The sequence below is a fragment of the Ignatzschineria sp. RMDPL8A genome, from assembly GCF_029815055.1.
GTDB lineage: Bacteria > Pseudomonadota > Gammaproteobacteria > Cardiobacteriales > Wohlfahrtiimonadaceae > CALZBJ01.
In genome coordinates, this window is sequence record NZ_JAPPWA010000002.1 from 121,332 (window position 1) to 137,647 (window position 16,316).

Sequence of the window (16,316 nt, forward strand, 5' to 3'; positions counted from 1 at the left end):
ACGCTGTATTTAATATTTATGGAGCGCTCCGTTGAGCGGTTTTACGAACGGTTTGTCGGGAAGATTTCCCTTTTGCAAATCGGTTCTGCTTCACCTTAAACGGCGGACGGGAACGTCTGCGCGATTTTGGCTTATGATACGCTCTACGTGGAGGAATCGATTCCCCAAACACAAGTGGCGCGAGCTCCGTTAATGCCCGGTCGTACACCTCTTTTTTAAAATGGATCACCTTATCGATCGGGTGCCAGTAATGAACCCATTTCCAACCGTCAAATTCAGGAACTTCCGAGGCATCTAGCTGAAGATCCGCTTCGGTACCGACAAATTCCAGCATAAACCAGATCTGCTTTTGCCCGATGCAGGTGCGTTCATTGGTATGATTGCGACGAATCAAATGATGCGGCAATCGATAACGTAACCAACGCTCCGTCTGTCCTAAAATATTGACATGATTTGGTAAGAGCCCAACCTCTTCGTTAAGCTCTCGATACATTGCTTCTTGAGGCGTCTCATTCGCGTCGATTCCACCTTGCGGAAACTGCCATGAATCAAGATGGCCGATGCGATGTCCCCAAAATAATTTTTGATCCCGATTACACAAGATGATGCCAACGTTCGCTCTAAAGCCTTCATTGTCAATCATTGTGATAATCCCTTAATATATTAAATAGTCCGTTTTCCATTGTTCCATATTAACGCGTTAAAACCAAATTTATTTTTCATCGATTTAAGGGAAAATGGGCGCGTATTTCGGGATTGATGTGGGGAAGTAAACGTTTGATTTTAGGCTTGATCCGTTTTAAGGGGCGCTTTTTAAGAATCAAACAAAAATAAAAAAGCACTCGCGTTTTTAAAAAGAAAACCGGAGTGCTTTTAATGGGTGCGTGGCATTTATTAGATGGAGCCTTTACACATGAAACGGCAGTGATTTCCGTCCGAGATAGAGACTAATAAAGAGCCCAAGTCCGCAGAGAAACAGGATGTAATAGGCGATAAACATCGGGTTAACATGCTCGGCAATCACGGGGACGGTAAAGGTGGTGAGCCCGGCAAAGAGCGCGTTGCCGATATTATAGGAAAAGCCAATGCCACTTAAGCGAATGTTCGCGGGGAAGAGCTTAATAATAATGATCGGCACACAGGCAACAAGCCCCAAAAAGAGCGAGGCAAAGGTGTAGAGTAGTCCAATACTGAAATGATCGCCGCCGCTTAAAGATTTAAAAAAGGCAAAGCTCGTTCCGGCAAGTAAAATAGAGTAGAGCGCGATGGTTTTACGAATGCCAATCCGGTCTGAAATGAGCCCCGCTAAAATACTGCCGATCACATTCATAATGGTGGCCAAAATCGCAATTTTACTCACAAAAGCGGCATCAATTTTAAAAATATCGGATTTCATGAGATTTGGCGCCAGCACCACAAGCACCACACCGGTAATAAGAAGCCAAGTACTTAAAATGGAGATCAGCGTTGCTTCGCGATGGTTTTTTAATACCTCTTTAATGGGCAGATCAACGAGCTCTTTGCGCTCTTTCATCTCAAGGAATACTGGCGTTTCACGGAGATAGCGGCGCAGATAGACCGCAACGAGTCCTAAAACGCCCCCTAAAATAAAGGGAATTCGCCACGCAAAACTTAAAATCTCCGCGTGATTGAAATTGGCATGCATTAAGTAGGCAACAAAATGCCCGATCACAACACCAAAGGTGAGGCCGCTCGCGATCATACTATTGGCAATGCCGACGCGATTTTGCGGGACGTGTTCGGTAACAAAAACGTGGGCACTCGGTACTTCACCCCCAAGGGCAATCCCTTGAAGAAGACGCATCAAAAGGAGAAGGACGGGCGCTAGATAACCGATCTCGGCATAGGTGGGTAACAGCCCGATTAATAGGGTCGGAATCGCCATTAAAAAGAGCGAAAGCATAAACATCTTTTTCCGCCCAATAAGATCGCCAAAGTGCGCCATAATCACCCCACTTAACGGGCGCACAAAGTAGGCCACGGCGTAGGTGAGATAGGTCATCACGCTCGAAAGGAGCGGGGAATCGCTAGGGAAAAAGAGCGTTTGCAGAAAAGGGGCAAAGGTTAGAAAAACGATAAAATCGTAAAACTCAAGCGCCCCACCTAATGAAGCAAGCGTCAGGGTTTTGCCATCTTGACGCGTTAACCGATTGGCCATGTCGAATCCTTTTTTTATTGTTATCAATCCACCGTTATAGGCTTAAATGAGCATGATTGTTTAGATGATTGCCTAGATTATTGCTTTGGCAACAATAACATCGCATCACCATAACTATAGAAACGGTATTTCTCAGTTATAGCATGTTGATAGATATTCTCAATTCTTGATTTACCCATAAAGGTCGAAACAAGTACGAGAAGAGTTGATTTTGGCAGATGGAAATTGGTCACAAGCCCGTCAATGACGCGGAAGGTGAAGCCCGGCTTAATAAAGATATGGGTATCGCCGTGGAAGGGTTTAATTTCGCCCTCAAGTGCCGCCGATTCAAGGGCGCGAACCACCGTTGTTCCAATAGCAATGACGCGATTTCCCGCCGCTTTTGTTGCGTTAATTTTTTGAACCGTCTCCTCTGATACGTGAATCCACTCTTTATGCATGGTGTGATTGTCGATCTCATCGGTCCGGATCGGTTGGAATGTCCCCGCGCCAACATGAAGGGTCACTTCCGCGCGATGAATTCCTTTATCGTGAATCGCTTGCAAGAGCTCATCGGTAAAATGAAGGCCTGCCGTCGGCGCTGCAACCGCGCCTTTTTCTTTACTAAAAACGGTCTGATAGCGCTCCTTATCGGTCTCTTTATCTTGACGGGTGATATACGGGGGAAGCGGCATATGGCCGGAGGTTTCCATAATATCGGCAAGGGTCTTATCGCCAACGGTGTGGAGCTCAAAAAACGCATCGTCACGGCCTGCCATCACAAACGCAGGTTCGCCATTAATCAGGACTTCCTGTCCCTCTTTGAGCGCTTTACTCGCCTTAATTTGCGCCATACATACGGTGGCGCTAATGATGCGTTCAATCATGATTTCAACCTTCCCGCCGGTCACTTTTTCCCCATAGATGCGCGCGGGAATGACGCGGGTATTGTTCACAACGATCAGATCACCGGGGTTTAAATAATCAATGAGATCGGTGAAGGTGTGGTCAAATATCTCATCGGCCACTGCGACTAAAAGGCGCGAGGTTCCGCGGACTTCAGGGGGAAATTGGGCGATTAATTCGTCAGGAAGATCGTAATTATAATCAGATAATTTTGTCATCGTTGTTGCTCTGTTTTGATGAATTAAAGGGGCGAAGTCCATCTCGCCCACACAAAAAAAGAGCCCCTCGGCGCACTACGATGAGGGTGAAAATTGTGCGCTAGGTTCGAGGAGCGTAAAGTAGTTTAGTCTAAAAGATGAATCTCATTGGCGTAAAGTGACTCGATGGTTTCACGTTCGCGAATGAGGCGTGCTCTCCCATTTTCGATCATCACCTCAGCGGCGCGTCCACGGGAGTTGTAGTTTGACGCCATAGTAAAGCCGTAGGCACCGGCGTGAGTGACCGCTAAAATATCGCCCGCTTTAAGGGCTAGCGCGCGGTTTTTCCCTAAAAAGTCGCCGGTTTCACAGATCGGGCCGACAATATCGTAATTTTCGGTTGGCGCGTCGTCGTGCTCGGAGAGATTGACGATATTCATCCACGCATCGTAGAGCGCCGGGCGAATCAGATCGTTCATCGCAGCATTCACTACCGCAAAGTGTTTGCCCTCATTCTCTTTTGTGAGGATCACTTCGGTTAATAAAATGCCCGCATCGCCCACAATTGAGCGGCCCGGTTCAATGTAGAGCGTTAAGTTGCGCTCACCAATTTTAGCGATCGCCATCTGTAGCCAAACCGCGGGGTCAATGAGGGTTTCATCTTCATAACGAATCCCAAGTCCACCACCGATATCAAGGTGTTTTAAAGTGATGCCTTTCGCGCTTAATCGGTCAATCATCGCAAGGGTGAGATCGAGCGCCTCTTCATAAGGGGCAATTTCCGTTAGTTGGGAGCCGATATGGAAATCGATGCCGTGAATGGCAAGATGAGGCATCGCTGCCATGGTTTCGTACATCGCCTCCGCATCATCCATCTGAATCCCAAATTTATTCTCTTTGAGTCCCGTTGAGATGTAGGGATGGGTTTTTGCGTCAACATTGGGATTAATGCGAAGCGACACCGGCGCAATCACGCCGAGTTTTTTTGCTACATCATGGAGCATCGTTACTTCCGCAAGGGATTCAATATTAAAGCAGCCAATGCCCGCATTGAGTGCAAATTCAAGATCATCTTTTGATTTGCCAACGCCCGAATAGACGATCTTTTTCGGATCGCCTCCTGCGGCTAAGACGCGTTTTAACTCCCCAACGGAAACAATGTCAAAGCCTGAGCCTTGCTCGGCCAGCAGCTTTAAAATGGAGAGATTGCTATTGGCTTTAACGGCGTAGCAGATCTGGTGGGGATAGTTTTTAAATCCCGCTTCATAGGCCTTAAAATTTTGGATAATCTGCTCAGCAAAATAGAGATAGGTGGGCGAGCCAAATTCGCGGGCGACCGCAAGGCAGAGTGATCGATCGAGCTTCATTGGCGCACCTCTTCTTGCGAATGATCGGGAAGATAGAGCGGGCCTTTTTGGCCGCAACTGAGCAGCGACATCGCCACTAGCGAGAGCAATAAAAGTCGTTTTAAGGTCATAGCGTGATCGTTTTTCTAAGTGAATAATAATGGGAATTTAGTGGGATATTCGTGCAAATCGCGGGGATTTGCCGGCACCGATTGATTATTGTATAGCAAGCGCCGATGAGAGGGAAATTTTTGGGAGCGGCCTGATTTTAAATTTATAGTATAGTGAGAGCAATGCGCGTTTTTATGTCCGTTTATTTAGGATAAATGGGCGGATTGAGTGGAGACAAGGGGGCGAGATGAAAAAAGTGTTTAAGAGGCGTTTAAGAGCAGTATCGCTGATGGTTGGCGCGGCCTTTATTACAACGATGAATCCGAGCGTTGCAAACCCCTCTAAAGAGATCCCGCTTTTAGATGCGTCTGTGTTGAAAGAGAAGCCGAAAGGCGGCGGGATTAATAAATGCCTCAAAAAAGGATCGGCGCCGATCTATACCGATGTTGTCTGCCCGGAAGGCTATGAAGCCGATGGCTCTGATTGGCAAGCGGAGGTCAATCTCACCTACGGCACAAAACCGCAAAAACCCACTAAATCATCCAAATCGTATTCGGCGGGAACGTCAGGGCAGAATGCGTCTTCTCCAGAGGATGATACGATCACCAATCGTCTAATGCGCGGGGCGCTAAAAAAGATGGCACCTGAGATGGATGTCGATCAGATCGATTTCTCCAATGCCTTTGAAAATGGGATAAAAGTTCTCTTTTTCCGCGATCAAATGATCGATGAGATTACCGGCGATTAATCGCTCAGAAAAGGCGCGATTTACAAATCCATTCATTCCCTTAAAAAAAGTGACGAAAACCCGACAAATTGATTGATTAGAATAGGGAATAAGCGCTCTCTTTGTGGTATAATATGGGTTTGCATTATAAATAATAGAACAAGGGCAAGGATGAGTTCATGAGTGAATTTGCTAAAGAAGTTGTTCCCGTAAATTTAGTTGATGAGATGCGTAGTTCTTACTTAGATTACGCGATGAGTGTCATTGTCGGCCGAGCGCTCCCCGATGTGCGCGATGGGTTAAAACCTGTGCACCGCCGAATTTTACACTCGATGAATCAAACGGGAACGGACTGGAACAAGCCTTACAAAAAATCCGCGCGGATTGTGGGGGATGTGATGGGTAAATATCACCCTCACGGTGACAGCGCGATCTATGACACCCTCGTTCGAATGGCCCAGCCATTCTCAATGCGCTATATGTTAGCGGACGGTCAAGGGAACTTCGGTTCGGTGGACGGGGACTCACCGGCAGCAATGCGTTATACCGAAGTGAGAATGAGCCGTATCGCCCATTCGTTATTGGCTGATATTGACAAAGAGACCGTCGATTTTACGCCAAACTACGATAACTCAGAGCAAGAGCCTTCGGTGCTTCCTACTCGAATTCCAGCGCTCCTTGTCAATGGATCGTCCGGGATTGCGGTGGGAATGGCAACGAACATTCCGCCCCATAACTTAACGGAAACCATCAACGCAGCGCTTGCGCTTCTCCATAATCACGACATTACCATCGATGAATTGATGGAATATATTCCTGCACCGGATTTCCCGACCGCAGCGATTATTAATGGCACCAAAGGCATTCGTGAAGCCTATCATACTGGCCGTGGACGCGTTGTCATTCGCGCACGTGCGACCGTTGAGCATGATGAAAAGCGCAATCGCGACACCATCATCATTACCGAGCTTCCTTATCAGGTCAATAAAGCACGCCTCATTGAGCGCATCGTTGAGCTCTATCGGGATAAAGTGATTGAAGGCATTGCGCCTGATGGGCTTCGCGATGAGTCGGATAAAGACGGAATGCGCATTGTGATCGAACTTCGCCGTGGTGAAATGGGTGAAGTGATCCTCAATCAGCTCTACAAACATACCCAATTACAGAGTAGTTTCGGCATTAATATGGTTGCGATCGATCGTGGCCAGCCGAAGCTTCTTAACTTAAAAGAGGTGTTAAACGCCTTCTTAGTCCATCGTCGTGAGGTGATTACCCGCCGTACCATTTTCGAACTGCGTAAAGCGCGCGATCGTGCTCATCTATTAGAAGGGTTAACGGTGGCGCTCGCTAATATCGATGAAATGATCGAATTGATCCGTTCATCGGCTACAGGTCAGATCGCAAAAGAGCGTATGCTTGAGCGTACCTGGATGCCAGGCCAAGTCTCTGCAATGCTTGACCGTGCGATGGAACTGCAAACAAGCCCCGATGATCTTCCGGAAGGCTTTGGTTTAATTAATGGTGAATATTGTCTCTCTGAGCAACAAGCCCAAGCGATTCTCGATATGCGCCTCCAACGCTTAACCGGGTTAGAACAAGATAAGATTTTCGATGAATATCAAGCACTGCTCGATACCATCGCTGAATTGATCGAGATTTTAGTCAATCCTGAGCGCCTTAAAGAGGTGATCGTGGAAGAGCTTGATGCAATTAAAGAACAATTTGGTGATGAGCGTCGTACGGAAGTGTGCGCTGCTGCTGAAGATATTAGCCTTGCCGATTTAATTGCGGAAGAAGATGTGGTGGTAACACTCTCTCGTCGCGGTTATGCAAAATATCAAAAACTCGATGAATATCGAGCTCAGCGCCGTGGTGGTCGAGGTAAATCGGCTGCGCGTGTTGTGGATGAAGATGACGTTGAGCATCTATTAGTGGTGAGCACGCATGCGCAATTGATGTGCTTCTCATCGCGCGGTAAGGTCTACTGGCTCCGCGTATTTGAGCTGCCTGAAGCGGGTCGCGGTTCGAGCGGTCGCCCCATTGTGAATATGTTGCCGCTTGAAGAGGGTGAACGCATTACCTCAATCCTCCAAGTCGAGGAATATAGCGATGATCAATATATCATCATGGGAACGAAAAACGGCATCGTGAAGAAAACAGTTCTCTCCGCTTTTGCAAGTGAGCGTTCAAATGGTCTCATTGCGGTGAATCTCGATGAAGGTGATGAACTCATTGGTACGCACATTACCGATGGCGAGAGCGATGTGATGCTCTTTACCAATACCGGTCTTGTGAACCGTTTTGATGAAAATGACGTTCGCGCAACCGGCCGTAATACTCGCGGGGTCGTGGGCATTCGCTTAGTGGAAGGCCAAACGGTGATTTCGATGATGATTCCAAAACCCGATGATGTGGTCTTAATTGCCACCGAGCACGGTTATGGAAAACGAACTCGCATTGAAGAGTTCAGCAAACACAATCGTGGCGGTAAAGGGGTGATCGGTATTCAAACCTCAGAGCGGAACGGGAACATCATTGGCGCGTCGATCGTTGCCGATGGCGATGAAGTGATGCTGATCTCGTGTAGCGGCGTTTTAGTGCGTACGCGCGTCGATGAGATTTCCATTTTAAGCCGTAATACCCAAGGTGTTCGCCTCATTCGTTTAGATGAAGGGGATACACTTGTGGGATTAAGTCGCATTGATGAATCACAAACCGGCGGTTTAGAGGATGAACTATTTGATGAAGATCAAACAGATGAGACTCTAGAAGCGGCTAATGATGGTGATAATGCGAGTGAAACTGACGCGAAATCTTCTGAAGAATCAGATGAAGAGATCGATGAATAAATAAGATACTCCGTAATGGGGCGTTTATCGATATGGATCGAGCGCCACTTTACCAATTGATAGAGTGATCAAATGCCAGGCCTGCAAACGGGTACTGGCGTTTTTTATGTTTTAAATAAGTTGTTGCATGTAAGTCAATGAAAACAGAGCTGAATTTTAGTTGAGGTTTATTTAAATGGATTAAACGGCAATTAACAATCTATGAATCGGTCGATTGATTTTGTTAATCGTGCCAATTTAAATAATATACTTCATATATTAGGGGTAGGGCTTAAAATGAGACCTCTATAACATATTGACGTCACCCACGGATGGGCTGAGAATCAAGGATTGATTTCAGACGTCATATGTTTATAGCTCAATTTTCCTTTTAGATCGATGGATCTGTTCTAAAAGGGCCAAAATGCAAAAAGGAGAGTCTTCATGAAAGGCTCTCCTTTTTTATTATTGTTAGAAATTTTAGAGAATCTTAAAGATCTTCAACGCCAAAATCAGTATCTTTGCCACCAGGAAGGGCACGTGAACGGTCAATCGGCACATAGGGGCCATCTTTCGTTTTCACCTGACACTCGCTTAAAATCCACGAATATTTGGTTTCCGCTTTCATGCTCATCCCGCGGACTTTACAGCGCGCCGTGTTGTAGAGCGGTTTTGCGCAAGCAATGGTAATGATGATAAAGATCGCCACCCACGCAATTAGGAGGCGCTTGATGTTGCGATCAAGCATCAAAATAAAGGGCGTTTGTTTATAACGGGCATAACTGTAAACACCGGTGAGCAGTAAAATCAGCCCAATCAGCTGAAAGCTAAAATACCAAATCATCTGTAGACCTCGCGGAATAAGTGGTCGAAAATATTGAAGTTTTTAAAAACTCGATCAAGCTCTTATGATAACAAAAAAAGCGCCGAAAGCGATAATGAGATTGAGCTAAATCGAGAGCCGAAGGGTGAGCGCGAGCAATGTCATAAGTAAAATCGGCGTAGTGAGCACAATTCCCACCTTAAAATAGTAGCCCCAACTGATTTTAATCTCATATCGGGCGAGCACGTGAAGCCAAAGAAGCGTCGCTAAACTACCAATCGGAGTGATTTTTGGGCCAAGATCACTGCCGATCACATTGGCATAGATCATCGCTTCTTGAATCAGTCCCGTTGCACTGCTTTGATCGATCGAGAGCGCCCCAATTAAAACGGAAGGAAGATTGTTCATAATCGATGATAAAATCGCGATTAAAAAGCCCGTTCCGAGCGTTGCGATCACTAATCCTTGCTCACTTAAATAGCTGAGAATGTTGCTGAGATAATCGGTGAGCCCCTCATTTTTTAGCCCATACACCACTAAATACATGCCAAGAGAGAAGATCACAATCGACCAAGGGGCTTGACGAATGACGCGATTAAGATCGATGATTCCACTTCGGCGAGCAACGAGTATTAGTAATAGTGCGCCGCCGATGGCAATAAAACTGATGGGAATCTTGAAAGATTCGGCGATAAAAAAGCCCACCATCAATAATGCTAAAATCCCCCAGCCCATCTTAAAGGTGAGAGGATCGATGAGTGCGGATTTCGGGGGCTCAATGCTTTTGTCAGCATATACCCTTGGAATATCGCGCCGATAGAAGAGGTAGAGCACCGTGAGGGTTGTGAGAATCGAAACACCATTGACGGGGAGCATCACGGAGGCGTAACGCTCAAAGGGAATGGCAAAATAGTCCGCGGTGACGATATTCACAAGATTTGAAACTACAAGCGGAAGGCTTGCGGTATCGGCGATAAATCCTGCTCCCATCACAAAGGCGAGCATGCTGCGTTTACTGAAATTGAGTGCGTGTAAAATCGCAATCACGATCGGCGTTAGAATGAGCGCTGCACCATCGTTGGCAAAAAAAGCGGAGACAAGTGCGCCGAGCAAAATGAGATAGACATAGAGAAGATGGCCGCTACCACGCCCTTTTGCAGTAATATGTAGCGCCGCCCATTTGAAAAATCCAGACGCGTCAAGGAGCAGGCTGATAAGAATAATGGCGATAAAGGCAATCGTCGCATTCCAGACAATGCCCCAAACGGTGATAAGGTCCGCTAAAGTGACAACGCCAAAAAGGAGCGCAAGGAGCGCGCCAAAACTTGCACTCCAACCAATGCCTAACCCCCGCGGTTGCCAAATAACAAGAATTAAGGTGAAGAGAAAAATCAGTAACGCAATCATTATGAGCCCTCATTATTAATAACGGTCAATAATAGCTAAAAGCGGTGGAAATCGGGTTTACGGCACAAAAAAAGCTCCATGAGGAGGAGCTTTTTATCAATCGATCTTTATACATTAATGGAGGATTATCCTTAGAAGGGGATATCATCATCAAATGAATCAAAATCGGGCATGTTGTTTTGCTCTTGAGGCTGATTGAACCCGCCTTGATTTTGTTGAGGACGCTGCTGCTGTTGCTGCGATTGGCCCCCTTGATTCCAATTTTGTTGGGGCGCTTGTTGTTGCGATTGTCCGCCGTAGCCTTGATCTTGATTGAAGTTGTCGTAGCCACCTTGCTGTTGACCCATGCCGCCACCGCCGCCCGATCCACCGCCACCGAGCATTTGCATTTCGTTAGCGATAATTTCGGTTGTGTAGCGATCCATCCCATTTTTATCGGTCCATTTACGGGTTTGTAAACGGCCTTCGATATAGACTTGTGAGCCTTTTTTGAGATATTGTCCCGCAACTTCTGCAAGACGGCTAAAAATAACGATGTTGTGCCATTCGGTACGTTCTTGCATTTCGCCACTGTTTTTATCGCGCCAGCCTTCTGAGGTTGCGATGGAAAAACTTGTGACAGCTGCGCCGCCAGCGGTATAGCGCACAGTTGGATCTTGCCCTAAACGGCCTAATAAAATAACTTTGTTTACACCACGAGCCATAATTAAATACCTAAATTTGCTGTTGATTAATTGTGAATAAAAGATGAATTTTCTCGAATCACTATACGCTATTTTGCGTTTTTATTCAGTGAAAAGCTTAATAGTTCACCTCGAAGTGATCTATGTTATGTGTGCGTAATTGTGCTTTAATTTCAGTCATCTCTTTGGGGGAAAAGGGCCCAATAATAACGCGATAGACCGATTTTCCGCTCGGGATTTTACCTTCGACCACTTGTGGATTATAGCCATAAGATTCGAGCTGTTTACGGTGAATGCTCGCTTCATGAGAGGAGGAAAAACTGCCCACTTGAAGCCGTTTTGAGAGCGGCACATCCGGCTTTTGCACATTGACCACGCGCTTAGGCGGTGCTTCGACGGGCTTGATTTCAGGAGTCGGTTCAAAATCATCGCTGATATATTCAACGCCACCCTTTTTCTCTTCGCCCTCCACTAAAAAAGTGCGCGATTCAAGCAGATCATAAAACGAATAGGGGTTTTCGATCTCTTCAAAGACAAAGACATCGGGCTGTGTTTTCGCTTCTAGATCGTGCTGTTCCTCGATCAGTTGTTCCTCTTCAATCTCTTTGTTTTGAGTTAAACTTTTTGAGATGGGGTAGGAGATCAAGACAAAAAATACCATTGCAAGCAAGGTTGCACGGGTCGCATTGCGGAGCGCAAATTGCTTGATAATGGCATAGAGGCGCTTTATGGTCGCGCCTCGTTCTTTTGATTTTACCTGTTGTCTTGGTCTACGACTCATCGCGGAACTCACCGAGAATTGTGCGCCCGATTACATGCGGGTTGGCGCAGAAAGCCCTAAGAGATGAAGACCATTGGCCACCACTTCGCGCGCCGCCATTAATAGATAGAGGCGAGCATCTTGAAGGGCTTTATCATCGCCTAAAATGCGAATCGCTTGGCCTTCTTCATCTTTTGCATTGTAGTAACTGTGAATATCACCGGCGAGCGCTTGTAAATAATTGGCCACCAAGTGGGGCGCATTATTACGACACGCTGCGCGAACAAGCTCGCCAAAACTTGAGAGTGTACGCATGAGCTGATATTCATGGTCACGATCGAGTTTATCGAGGTGCTTGATGGCAAATGCCGCGTCAAATGGGGTCTCTTGCTTATCACGTTCCGCTAAAATTGAGCAGATCCGTGCGTGAGCGTACTGAATGTAGTAGACCGGATTATCGGAGGTTTGCGAACGAGCGAGATCGATATCAAATTGAAGCTGAGAATCGGGATTTCGCGCCGCTAAGAAGTAACGCGTGGCATCTTTACCCACCTCATCGATCAGATCACGAAGGGTCACATAAGAGCCGGCACGTTTTGAGAGTTTAACCTCAACGCCATCGCGCATCACCATCACCATTTGGTGAAGGACATAGCTTGGCCAGCCTTCAGGGATGCCGATATCGAGCGCTTGAAGCCCTGCACGAACGCGAGCAATCGTCCCGTGATGGTCCGCGCCTTGTTCGTTAATCACATATTTAAATCCACGTTCCCATTTACGTTGATGATAGGCAACGTCGGGCACAAAGTAGGTATAACCCCCCTCTTTTTTGCGCATAACGCGATCTTTATCATCGCCGTAATCGGTGGTTCTAAGCCAGAGCGCGCCGTCCTCTTCATAGGTTTTACCGTTTTCAGTTAAACGACTCACCACACGATCAACAAGGCCGTCAGCATAGAGCGATGACTCTAAGAAATAGACATCAAAGTTGATATCAAATGCTTTGAGATCAAGATCCTGTTCGCGACGTAAAAACGCCACCGCAAAGGCTTTAATATCGTCAATGTTATTTGCATCACCTGAAGCGGTAATTTCGCGATCATCTGAATTGACCGTGTCCCCATTGAGATAGCTTTTTGCGATCTCTTTAATGTATTCACCGGCATAGCCATCTTGAGGCCACGCTTCATCTCCGGGGGCAAGCCCATCGATACGCGCTTTGACAGAAGCAGCTAAATTATCGATCTGAGCACCGGCGTCGTTATAGTAAAACTCACGGGTTACATCAAAGCCATTGGCTTCTAAAATACGAGCGAGTGAATCGCCCACAGCTGCGCCGCGACCATGACCGACGTGAAGGGGCCCGGTTGGGTTTGCCGAGACAAATTCCACCTGAACTTTTTCGCCATTACCGTCACGGTTATGTCCGTAGGTTTGACCATTTTCCACCATTTTACCGAGTTCATTGTGATAACAATGTTTTTTCAAGGTAAAGTTTAAAAATCCTGGGCCTGCAATCTCAATTTTCTCTAGGTCTTTATGAGGCTGTTCAATCGCATCGATGATACGGTTTGCAAGCTCACGAGGATTGGTTTTAAACGGGCGCGCAAGCATCATTGCAATGTTACTTGCAAAGTCGCCGTGGCTAAGGTCTCGGGTTCGCTCGACACTCTTTTCAATTTGTGCCGGATCGAGGGTGATATCGCTCTCGCGTGTTAACGTCGTGAGCGCTCCGTGAAGTAAGGTTGTGACTATTTGTTTCATAAATTACTGATTAAATTTGTCTAAAAGCGACTGCATTTTTTCGTCAAGAGTTTGGGTGTTTGCTGGCGCTGATTTGCCGGCAGCTTTGTCGTTACGTCCTGCATTATTATTGGGACGACGTTTCGCCTGGCCTTGACGACGCGGTTTTTGAGTGCGTTTTTTCGGCTCTGCACGTTTAAGCGCATCAGGACGATTTTCGCTCAACCACGCTTCAATCTTAGCGATGTTCTCTTTCGCGAGCGTTTTGTGCTCTTCTAAGATCTCTTCAGCATCTGACCCATCTAAATTGGTGCGATGCGTTGCGTGTAAAACGGCGTTTTGATAGCGTAATTGTTTGGTATACCATGCAAGCGCTGATCGAAGCGTTGCAGGAGAAAAGCCCCACTCTTTTACGATCGGTTGAAGCTCTTTATGGAGGCCAATCGCAAGGGCAACCGGGCGACCATCTTTCGGATGAGGAAAGATTTTTGGGTACGCTTCAGCGAGCTTAGCGAGCAGTGCACGTGAGTCCTCAACGCGCTTTGCACGGGCTTCTTTCGCCTCTTCCGCCTGTTTTGCTTCGTGCTCAAGGGGAGCGGTGTTTTGTTGTTCAGTTGTCATAATAAAAATAAAAACCTAGAGTATAAATAAACAGAAATTAACAATTTTATTATATCTGAGCAGCAATTGCATTAAGGTGGTAAAATTCTTACTATTATTGTGATCAGATATAGATCAACACATATTACCATTAAATTTTATTGGATTGGCATTATTGAGATTAAATTTATGATGAAACGTCTACTTTTTATTGCGCTGACCGCCTTTTCTGGGTTCAGCTATGCTCAACAACAACTCGACCAGATTGCCATTATTGTGGATACTGAAGTGATCACGCAAAAAGAGTGGCAAAGTGCCATGCGCCAAGCGCGCGCGGAAGTTGGTACCATGCCTTCGAGCATTCGTCCGACCGACGAGCGTTTAAAAGAGGAGGTGTTCCTCATGCTTGCGGCGGAAAAATTGCAACATAAATATGCCAAAGAAGTGGGCATGAGCGTGAGCGATGCGCAAGTGGACGCGGCGATTAAAGACATTGCCGATCGTAATGGTGCAACCGTTGCCGATCTAAAAGCCTATATGGCGTACATGGGCATGAATTTTAATGCCTATCGTGAAGATATTCGTCGCCAAATGTTGAGCGCGATGCTTCGCAATGAAGTGGTGCGTGATGTGAAAATTAACGAGGCAGAGCTTGATGTCTATATGAATTCGAAAGAGTTTAAAGACATTCAGCGCGAACTTTTAAAAGACAATACGGCGCAATATAAAGTCAAACATATTCTGATTAAGATTTCGCCCAGCTTATCCGATGAGCAGGCGCGCATTCAGATTAATCGTCTCCGCGAGCGAATTGCCGGCGGTGAGAGCTTTGATGATCTTGCTAGTGCACAATCGCATGACCCGATTTCAGCGGCTCGTAAAGGGGAACTTGGTTGGGTGACGCGCGGACAGCTTGCGCCTGAATTTGAGCGGACCATGGTTCGTCTTAACAAAGGGGAATTAAGTCAGCCGGTGAAAACGGTGTTCGGCTACCATCTAATCTTGCTTGAAGATCAGAAAAATGGGGTCGTTGACGAAGAGATGATGCGCAATATCGCACGTGAATATTACTTTAAGAAAAAAGCGATGCAGACCTTCACCTTATGGGTTGAAGAGCGCGTAGCCGACGTCTATATCGAGCGCCGCATCTAGCAGACACAATTTACATTTAATGGGGCCTCTTCGGAGGCCTTATTCATTATCGTGTTATCACGATTAAAATTAGCAACACAAAAGAAGAGATACACTCCGCATGAGTCAATCACACAGAGCAAAGAAGCGTTTTGGGCAGAACTTTTTAATTGATGCCGGCATTATTTTTCAGATCGTCGAGGCGATCAATCCACAAGCGGGCGACCCATTAATCGAAATTGGGCCAGGGCTTGCGGCGATGACAAAACCGGTCTTAGCGCGGGCAAAAGAGATGACGGTCATCGAGCTTGACCGTGATCTGATTGAGAATTTAGAAAAGATGGAGGGGTTACGGGTTATTAACGAAGATGTCCTTAATGTCGATCTTCCCGCGCTCTATCCGGATCAAAAACTGCGCATTATTGGGAATCTTCCTTATAACATCTCAACGCCGATCATTTTTCACCTGCTTGAAGATCATCACGATATTCTCGACATGCATTTTATGCTTCAAAAAGAGGTGATTGATCGCTTAGCGGCTGAACCCAATTCACGCCAATATGGCCGGCTTTCGGTGATGGTACAGCGTTATTGTGATGTTGTGCCGCTCTTTGAAATTCCGCCAACAGCCTTTGATCCTGCGCCGAAAGTGATGAGTCAATTTGTGCGATTAGTGCCCCACACGGAGCCAAAATATGCGATCGCCGATGATAATCGGTTCTTTGAGGTGGTAAAACTTGCCTTTTCGATGAAGCGTAAGATGATTCGCAATAACCTCAAACCGCTGATGAGTGAAGCGGAAATTGAGGCGGCCGGCATTGATCCAACGGCGCGAGCAGAAAATCTCACCATTGATGATTTTGTCACGCTCAGTAATGCGTTAGTATAGAAAGCAT

General features: G+C 46.5%; 15 protein-coding genes. 4 read left to right on the plus strand and 11 right to left on the minus strand.

The window, feature by feature from the left end:
* Positions 1-16: 16 nt before the first annotated feature.
* The 5 genes from OXI21_RS02040 to OXI21_RS02060 form a co-directional block, all read right to left on the minus strand.
* The gene (locus OXI21_RS02040; RefSeq protein ID WP_347815500.1) at positions 17-649 is read right to left on the minus strand and encodes an RNA pyrophosphohydrolase; all 633 of its coding nucleotides are present in this window, start codon (positions 647-649) and stop codon (positions 17-19) included.
* Between the two features lie 258 nt (positions 650-907).
* Positions 908-2,179, minus strand: a complete 1,272-nt coding sequence (locus tag OXI21_RS02045; RefSeq protein WP_279617888.1) for an MFS transporter — start codon at positions 2,177-2,179, stop codon at positions 908-910.
* Between the two features lie 77 nt (positions 2,180-2,256).
* The gene (gene queA / locus OXI21_RS02050) at positions 2,257-3,282 is read right to left on the minus strand and encodes a tRNA preQ1(34) S-adenosylmethionine ribosyltransferase-isomerase QueA (RefSeq protein WP_279617889.1); all 1,026 of its coding nucleotides are present in this window, start codon (positions 3,280-3,282) and stop codon (positions 2,257-2,259) included.
* Between the two features lie 125 nt (positions 3,283-3,407).
* On the minus strand, positions 3,408-4,628 hold the full coding sequence (gene lysA, locus OXI21_RS02055) for a diaminopimelate decarboxylase (protein ID WP_279617890.1): 1,221 nt from the start codon (positions 4,626-4,628) through the stop codon (positions 3,408-3,410).
* Positions 4,625-4,738, minus strand: coding sequence for a lipoprotein (locus tag OXI21_RS02060; protein ID WP_279617891.1), 114 nt, complete (start codon positions 4,736-4,738; stop codon positions 4,625-4,627). Before OXI21_RS02060 ends, lysA begins: the two co-directional genes overlap by 4 nt.
* Before the next feature lie 227 nt (positions 4,739-4,965).
* Here OXI21_RS02060 and OXI21_RS02065 point away from each other — a divergent pair, with 227 nt between their 5' ends.
* A complete protein-coding gene (locus OXI21_RS02065) occupies positions 4,966-5,466 on the plus strand; it encodes a hypothetical protein (protein WP_279617892.1) in 501 nt (166 codons plus the stop codon).
* Positions 5,467-5,624: 158 nt separating this feature from the next.
* The gene (gyrA, locus tag OXI21_RS02070; RefSeq protein WP_279617893.1) at positions 5,625-8,294 is read left to right on the plus strand and encodes a DNA gyrase subunit A; all 2,670 of its coding nucleotides are present in this window, start codon (positions 5,625-5,627) and stop codon (positions 8,292-8,294) included.
* Positions 8,295-8,763: 469 nt separating this feature from the next.
* Here the strand turns inward: gyrA and OXI21_RS02075 are convergent, their stop codons facing one another.
* The 6 genes from OXI21_RS02075 to OXI21_RS02100 form a co-directional block, all read right to left on the minus strand.
* Complete coding sequence (locus OXI21_RS02075) at positions 8,764-9,117, minus strand: hypothetical protein (RefSeq protein WP_279617894.1); 354 nt, start codon at positions 9,115-9,117, stop codon at positions 8,764-8,766.
* Positions 9,118-9,222: 105 nt separating this feature from the next.
* The gene (locus OXI21_RS02080) at positions 9,223-10,506 is read right to left on the minus strand and encodes an arsenic transporter (protein ID WP_279619388.1); all 1,284 of its coding nucleotides are present in this window, start codon (positions 10,504-10,506) and stop codon (positions 9,223-9,225) included.
* 128 nt (positions 10,507-10,634) lie between these two features.
* Positions 10,635-11,207, minus strand: coding sequence for a single-stranded DNA-binding protein (gene ssb, locus OXI21_RS02085; protein ID WP_347815481.1), 573 nt, complete (start codon positions 11,205-11,207; stop codon positions 10,635-10,637).
* 97 nt (positions 11,208-11,304) lie between these two features.
* A complete protein-coding gene (locus tag OXI21_RS02090) occupies positions 11,305-11,967 on the minus strand; it encodes an SPOR domain-containing protein (RefSeq protein ID WP_279617895.1) in 663 nt (220 codons plus the stop codon).
* 30 nt (positions 11,968-11,997) lie between these two features.
* Entirely contained in the window at positions 11,998-13,710 is a 1,713-nt protein-coding gene (argS, locus tag OXI21_RS02095; RefSeq protein WP_279617896.1) for an arginine--tRNA ligase, read from the minus strand.
* Between the two features lie 3 nt (positions 13,711-13,713).
* On the minus strand, positions 13,714-14,310 hold the full coding sequence (locus tag OXI21_RS02100) for a ProQ/FinO family protein (RefSeq protein WP_279617897.1): 597 nt from the start codon (positions 14,308-14,310) through the stop codon (positions 13,714-13,716).
* A 168-nt stretch (positions 14,311-14,478) separates the two neighbouring features.
* Between OXI21_RS02100 and OXI21_RS02105 the strand changes: the two genes are divergently transcribed.
* Positions 14,479-15,441: a peptidylprolyl isomerase gene (locus OXI21_RS02105; RefSeq protein ID WP_279617898.1), complete on the plus strand. Its 963-nt coding sequence runs from the start codon at positions 14,479-14,481 to the stop codon at positions 15,439-15,441.
* A gap of 100 nt (positions 15,442-15,541) precedes the next feature.
* On the plus strand, positions 15,542-16,309 hold the full coding sequence (gene rsmA / locus OXI21_RS02110) for a 16S rRNA (adenine(1518)-N(6)/adenine(1519)-N(6))-dimethyltransferase RsmA (RefSeq protein WP_279617900.1): 768 nt from the start codon (positions 15,542-15,544) through the stop codon (positions 16,307-16,309).
* The last annotated feature ends 7 nt before the right edge of the window (positions 16,310-16,316 follow it).

Coding starts and splice junctions, on each gene's coding strand:
- OXI21_RS02100 (WP_279617897.1), bottom strand. CDS start 14,310: ATGACAACTGAACAACAAAACACCGCTCCCCTTGAGCACGAAGCAAAA.
- ssb (WP_347815481.1), bottom strand. CDS start 11,207: ATGGCTCGTGGTGTAAACAAAGTTATTTTATTAGGCCGTTTAGGGCAA.
- OXI21_RS02065 (WP_279617892.1), top strand. CDS start 4,966: ATGAAAAAAGTGTTTAAGAGGCGTTTAAGAGCAGTATCGCTGATGGTT.
- lysA (WP_279617890.1), bottom strand. CDS start 4,628: ATGAAGCTCGATCGATCACTCTGCCTTGCGGTCGCCCGCGAATTTGGC.
- queA (WP_279617889.1), bottom strand. CDS start 3,282: ATGACAAAATTATCTGATTATAATTACGATCTTCCTGACGAATTAATC.
- OXI21_RS02075 (WP_279617894.1), bottom strand. CDS start 9,117: ATGATTTGGTATTTTAGCTTTCAGCTGATTGGGCTGATTTTACTGCTC.
- gyrA (WP_279617893.1), top strand. CDS start 5,625: ATGAGTGAATTTGCTAAAGAAGTTGTTCCCGTAAATTTAGTTGATGAG.
- OXI21_RS02105 (WP_279617898.1), top strand. CDS start 14,479: ATGATGAAACGTCTACTTTTTATTGCGCTGACCGCCTTTTCTGGGTTC.
- rsmA (WP_279617900.1), top strand. CDS start 15,542: ATGAGTCAATCACACAGAGCAAAGAAGCGTTTTGGGCAGAACTTTTTA.
- argS (WP_279617896.1), bottom strand. CDS start 13,710: ATGAAACAAATAGTCACAACCTTACTTCACGGAGCGCTCACGACGTTA.
- OXI21_RS02090 (WP_279617895.1), bottom strand. CDS start 11,967: ATGAGTCGTAGACCAAGACAACAGGTAAAATCAAAAGAACGAGGCGCG.
- OXI21_RS02045 (WP_279617888.1), bottom strand. CDS start 2,179: ATGGCCAATCGGTTAACGCGTCAAGATGGCAAAACCCTGACGCTTGCT.
- OXI21_RS02060 (WP_279617891.1), bottom strand. CDS start 4,738: ATGACCTTAAAACGACTTTTATTGCTCTCGCTAGTGGCGATGTCGCTG.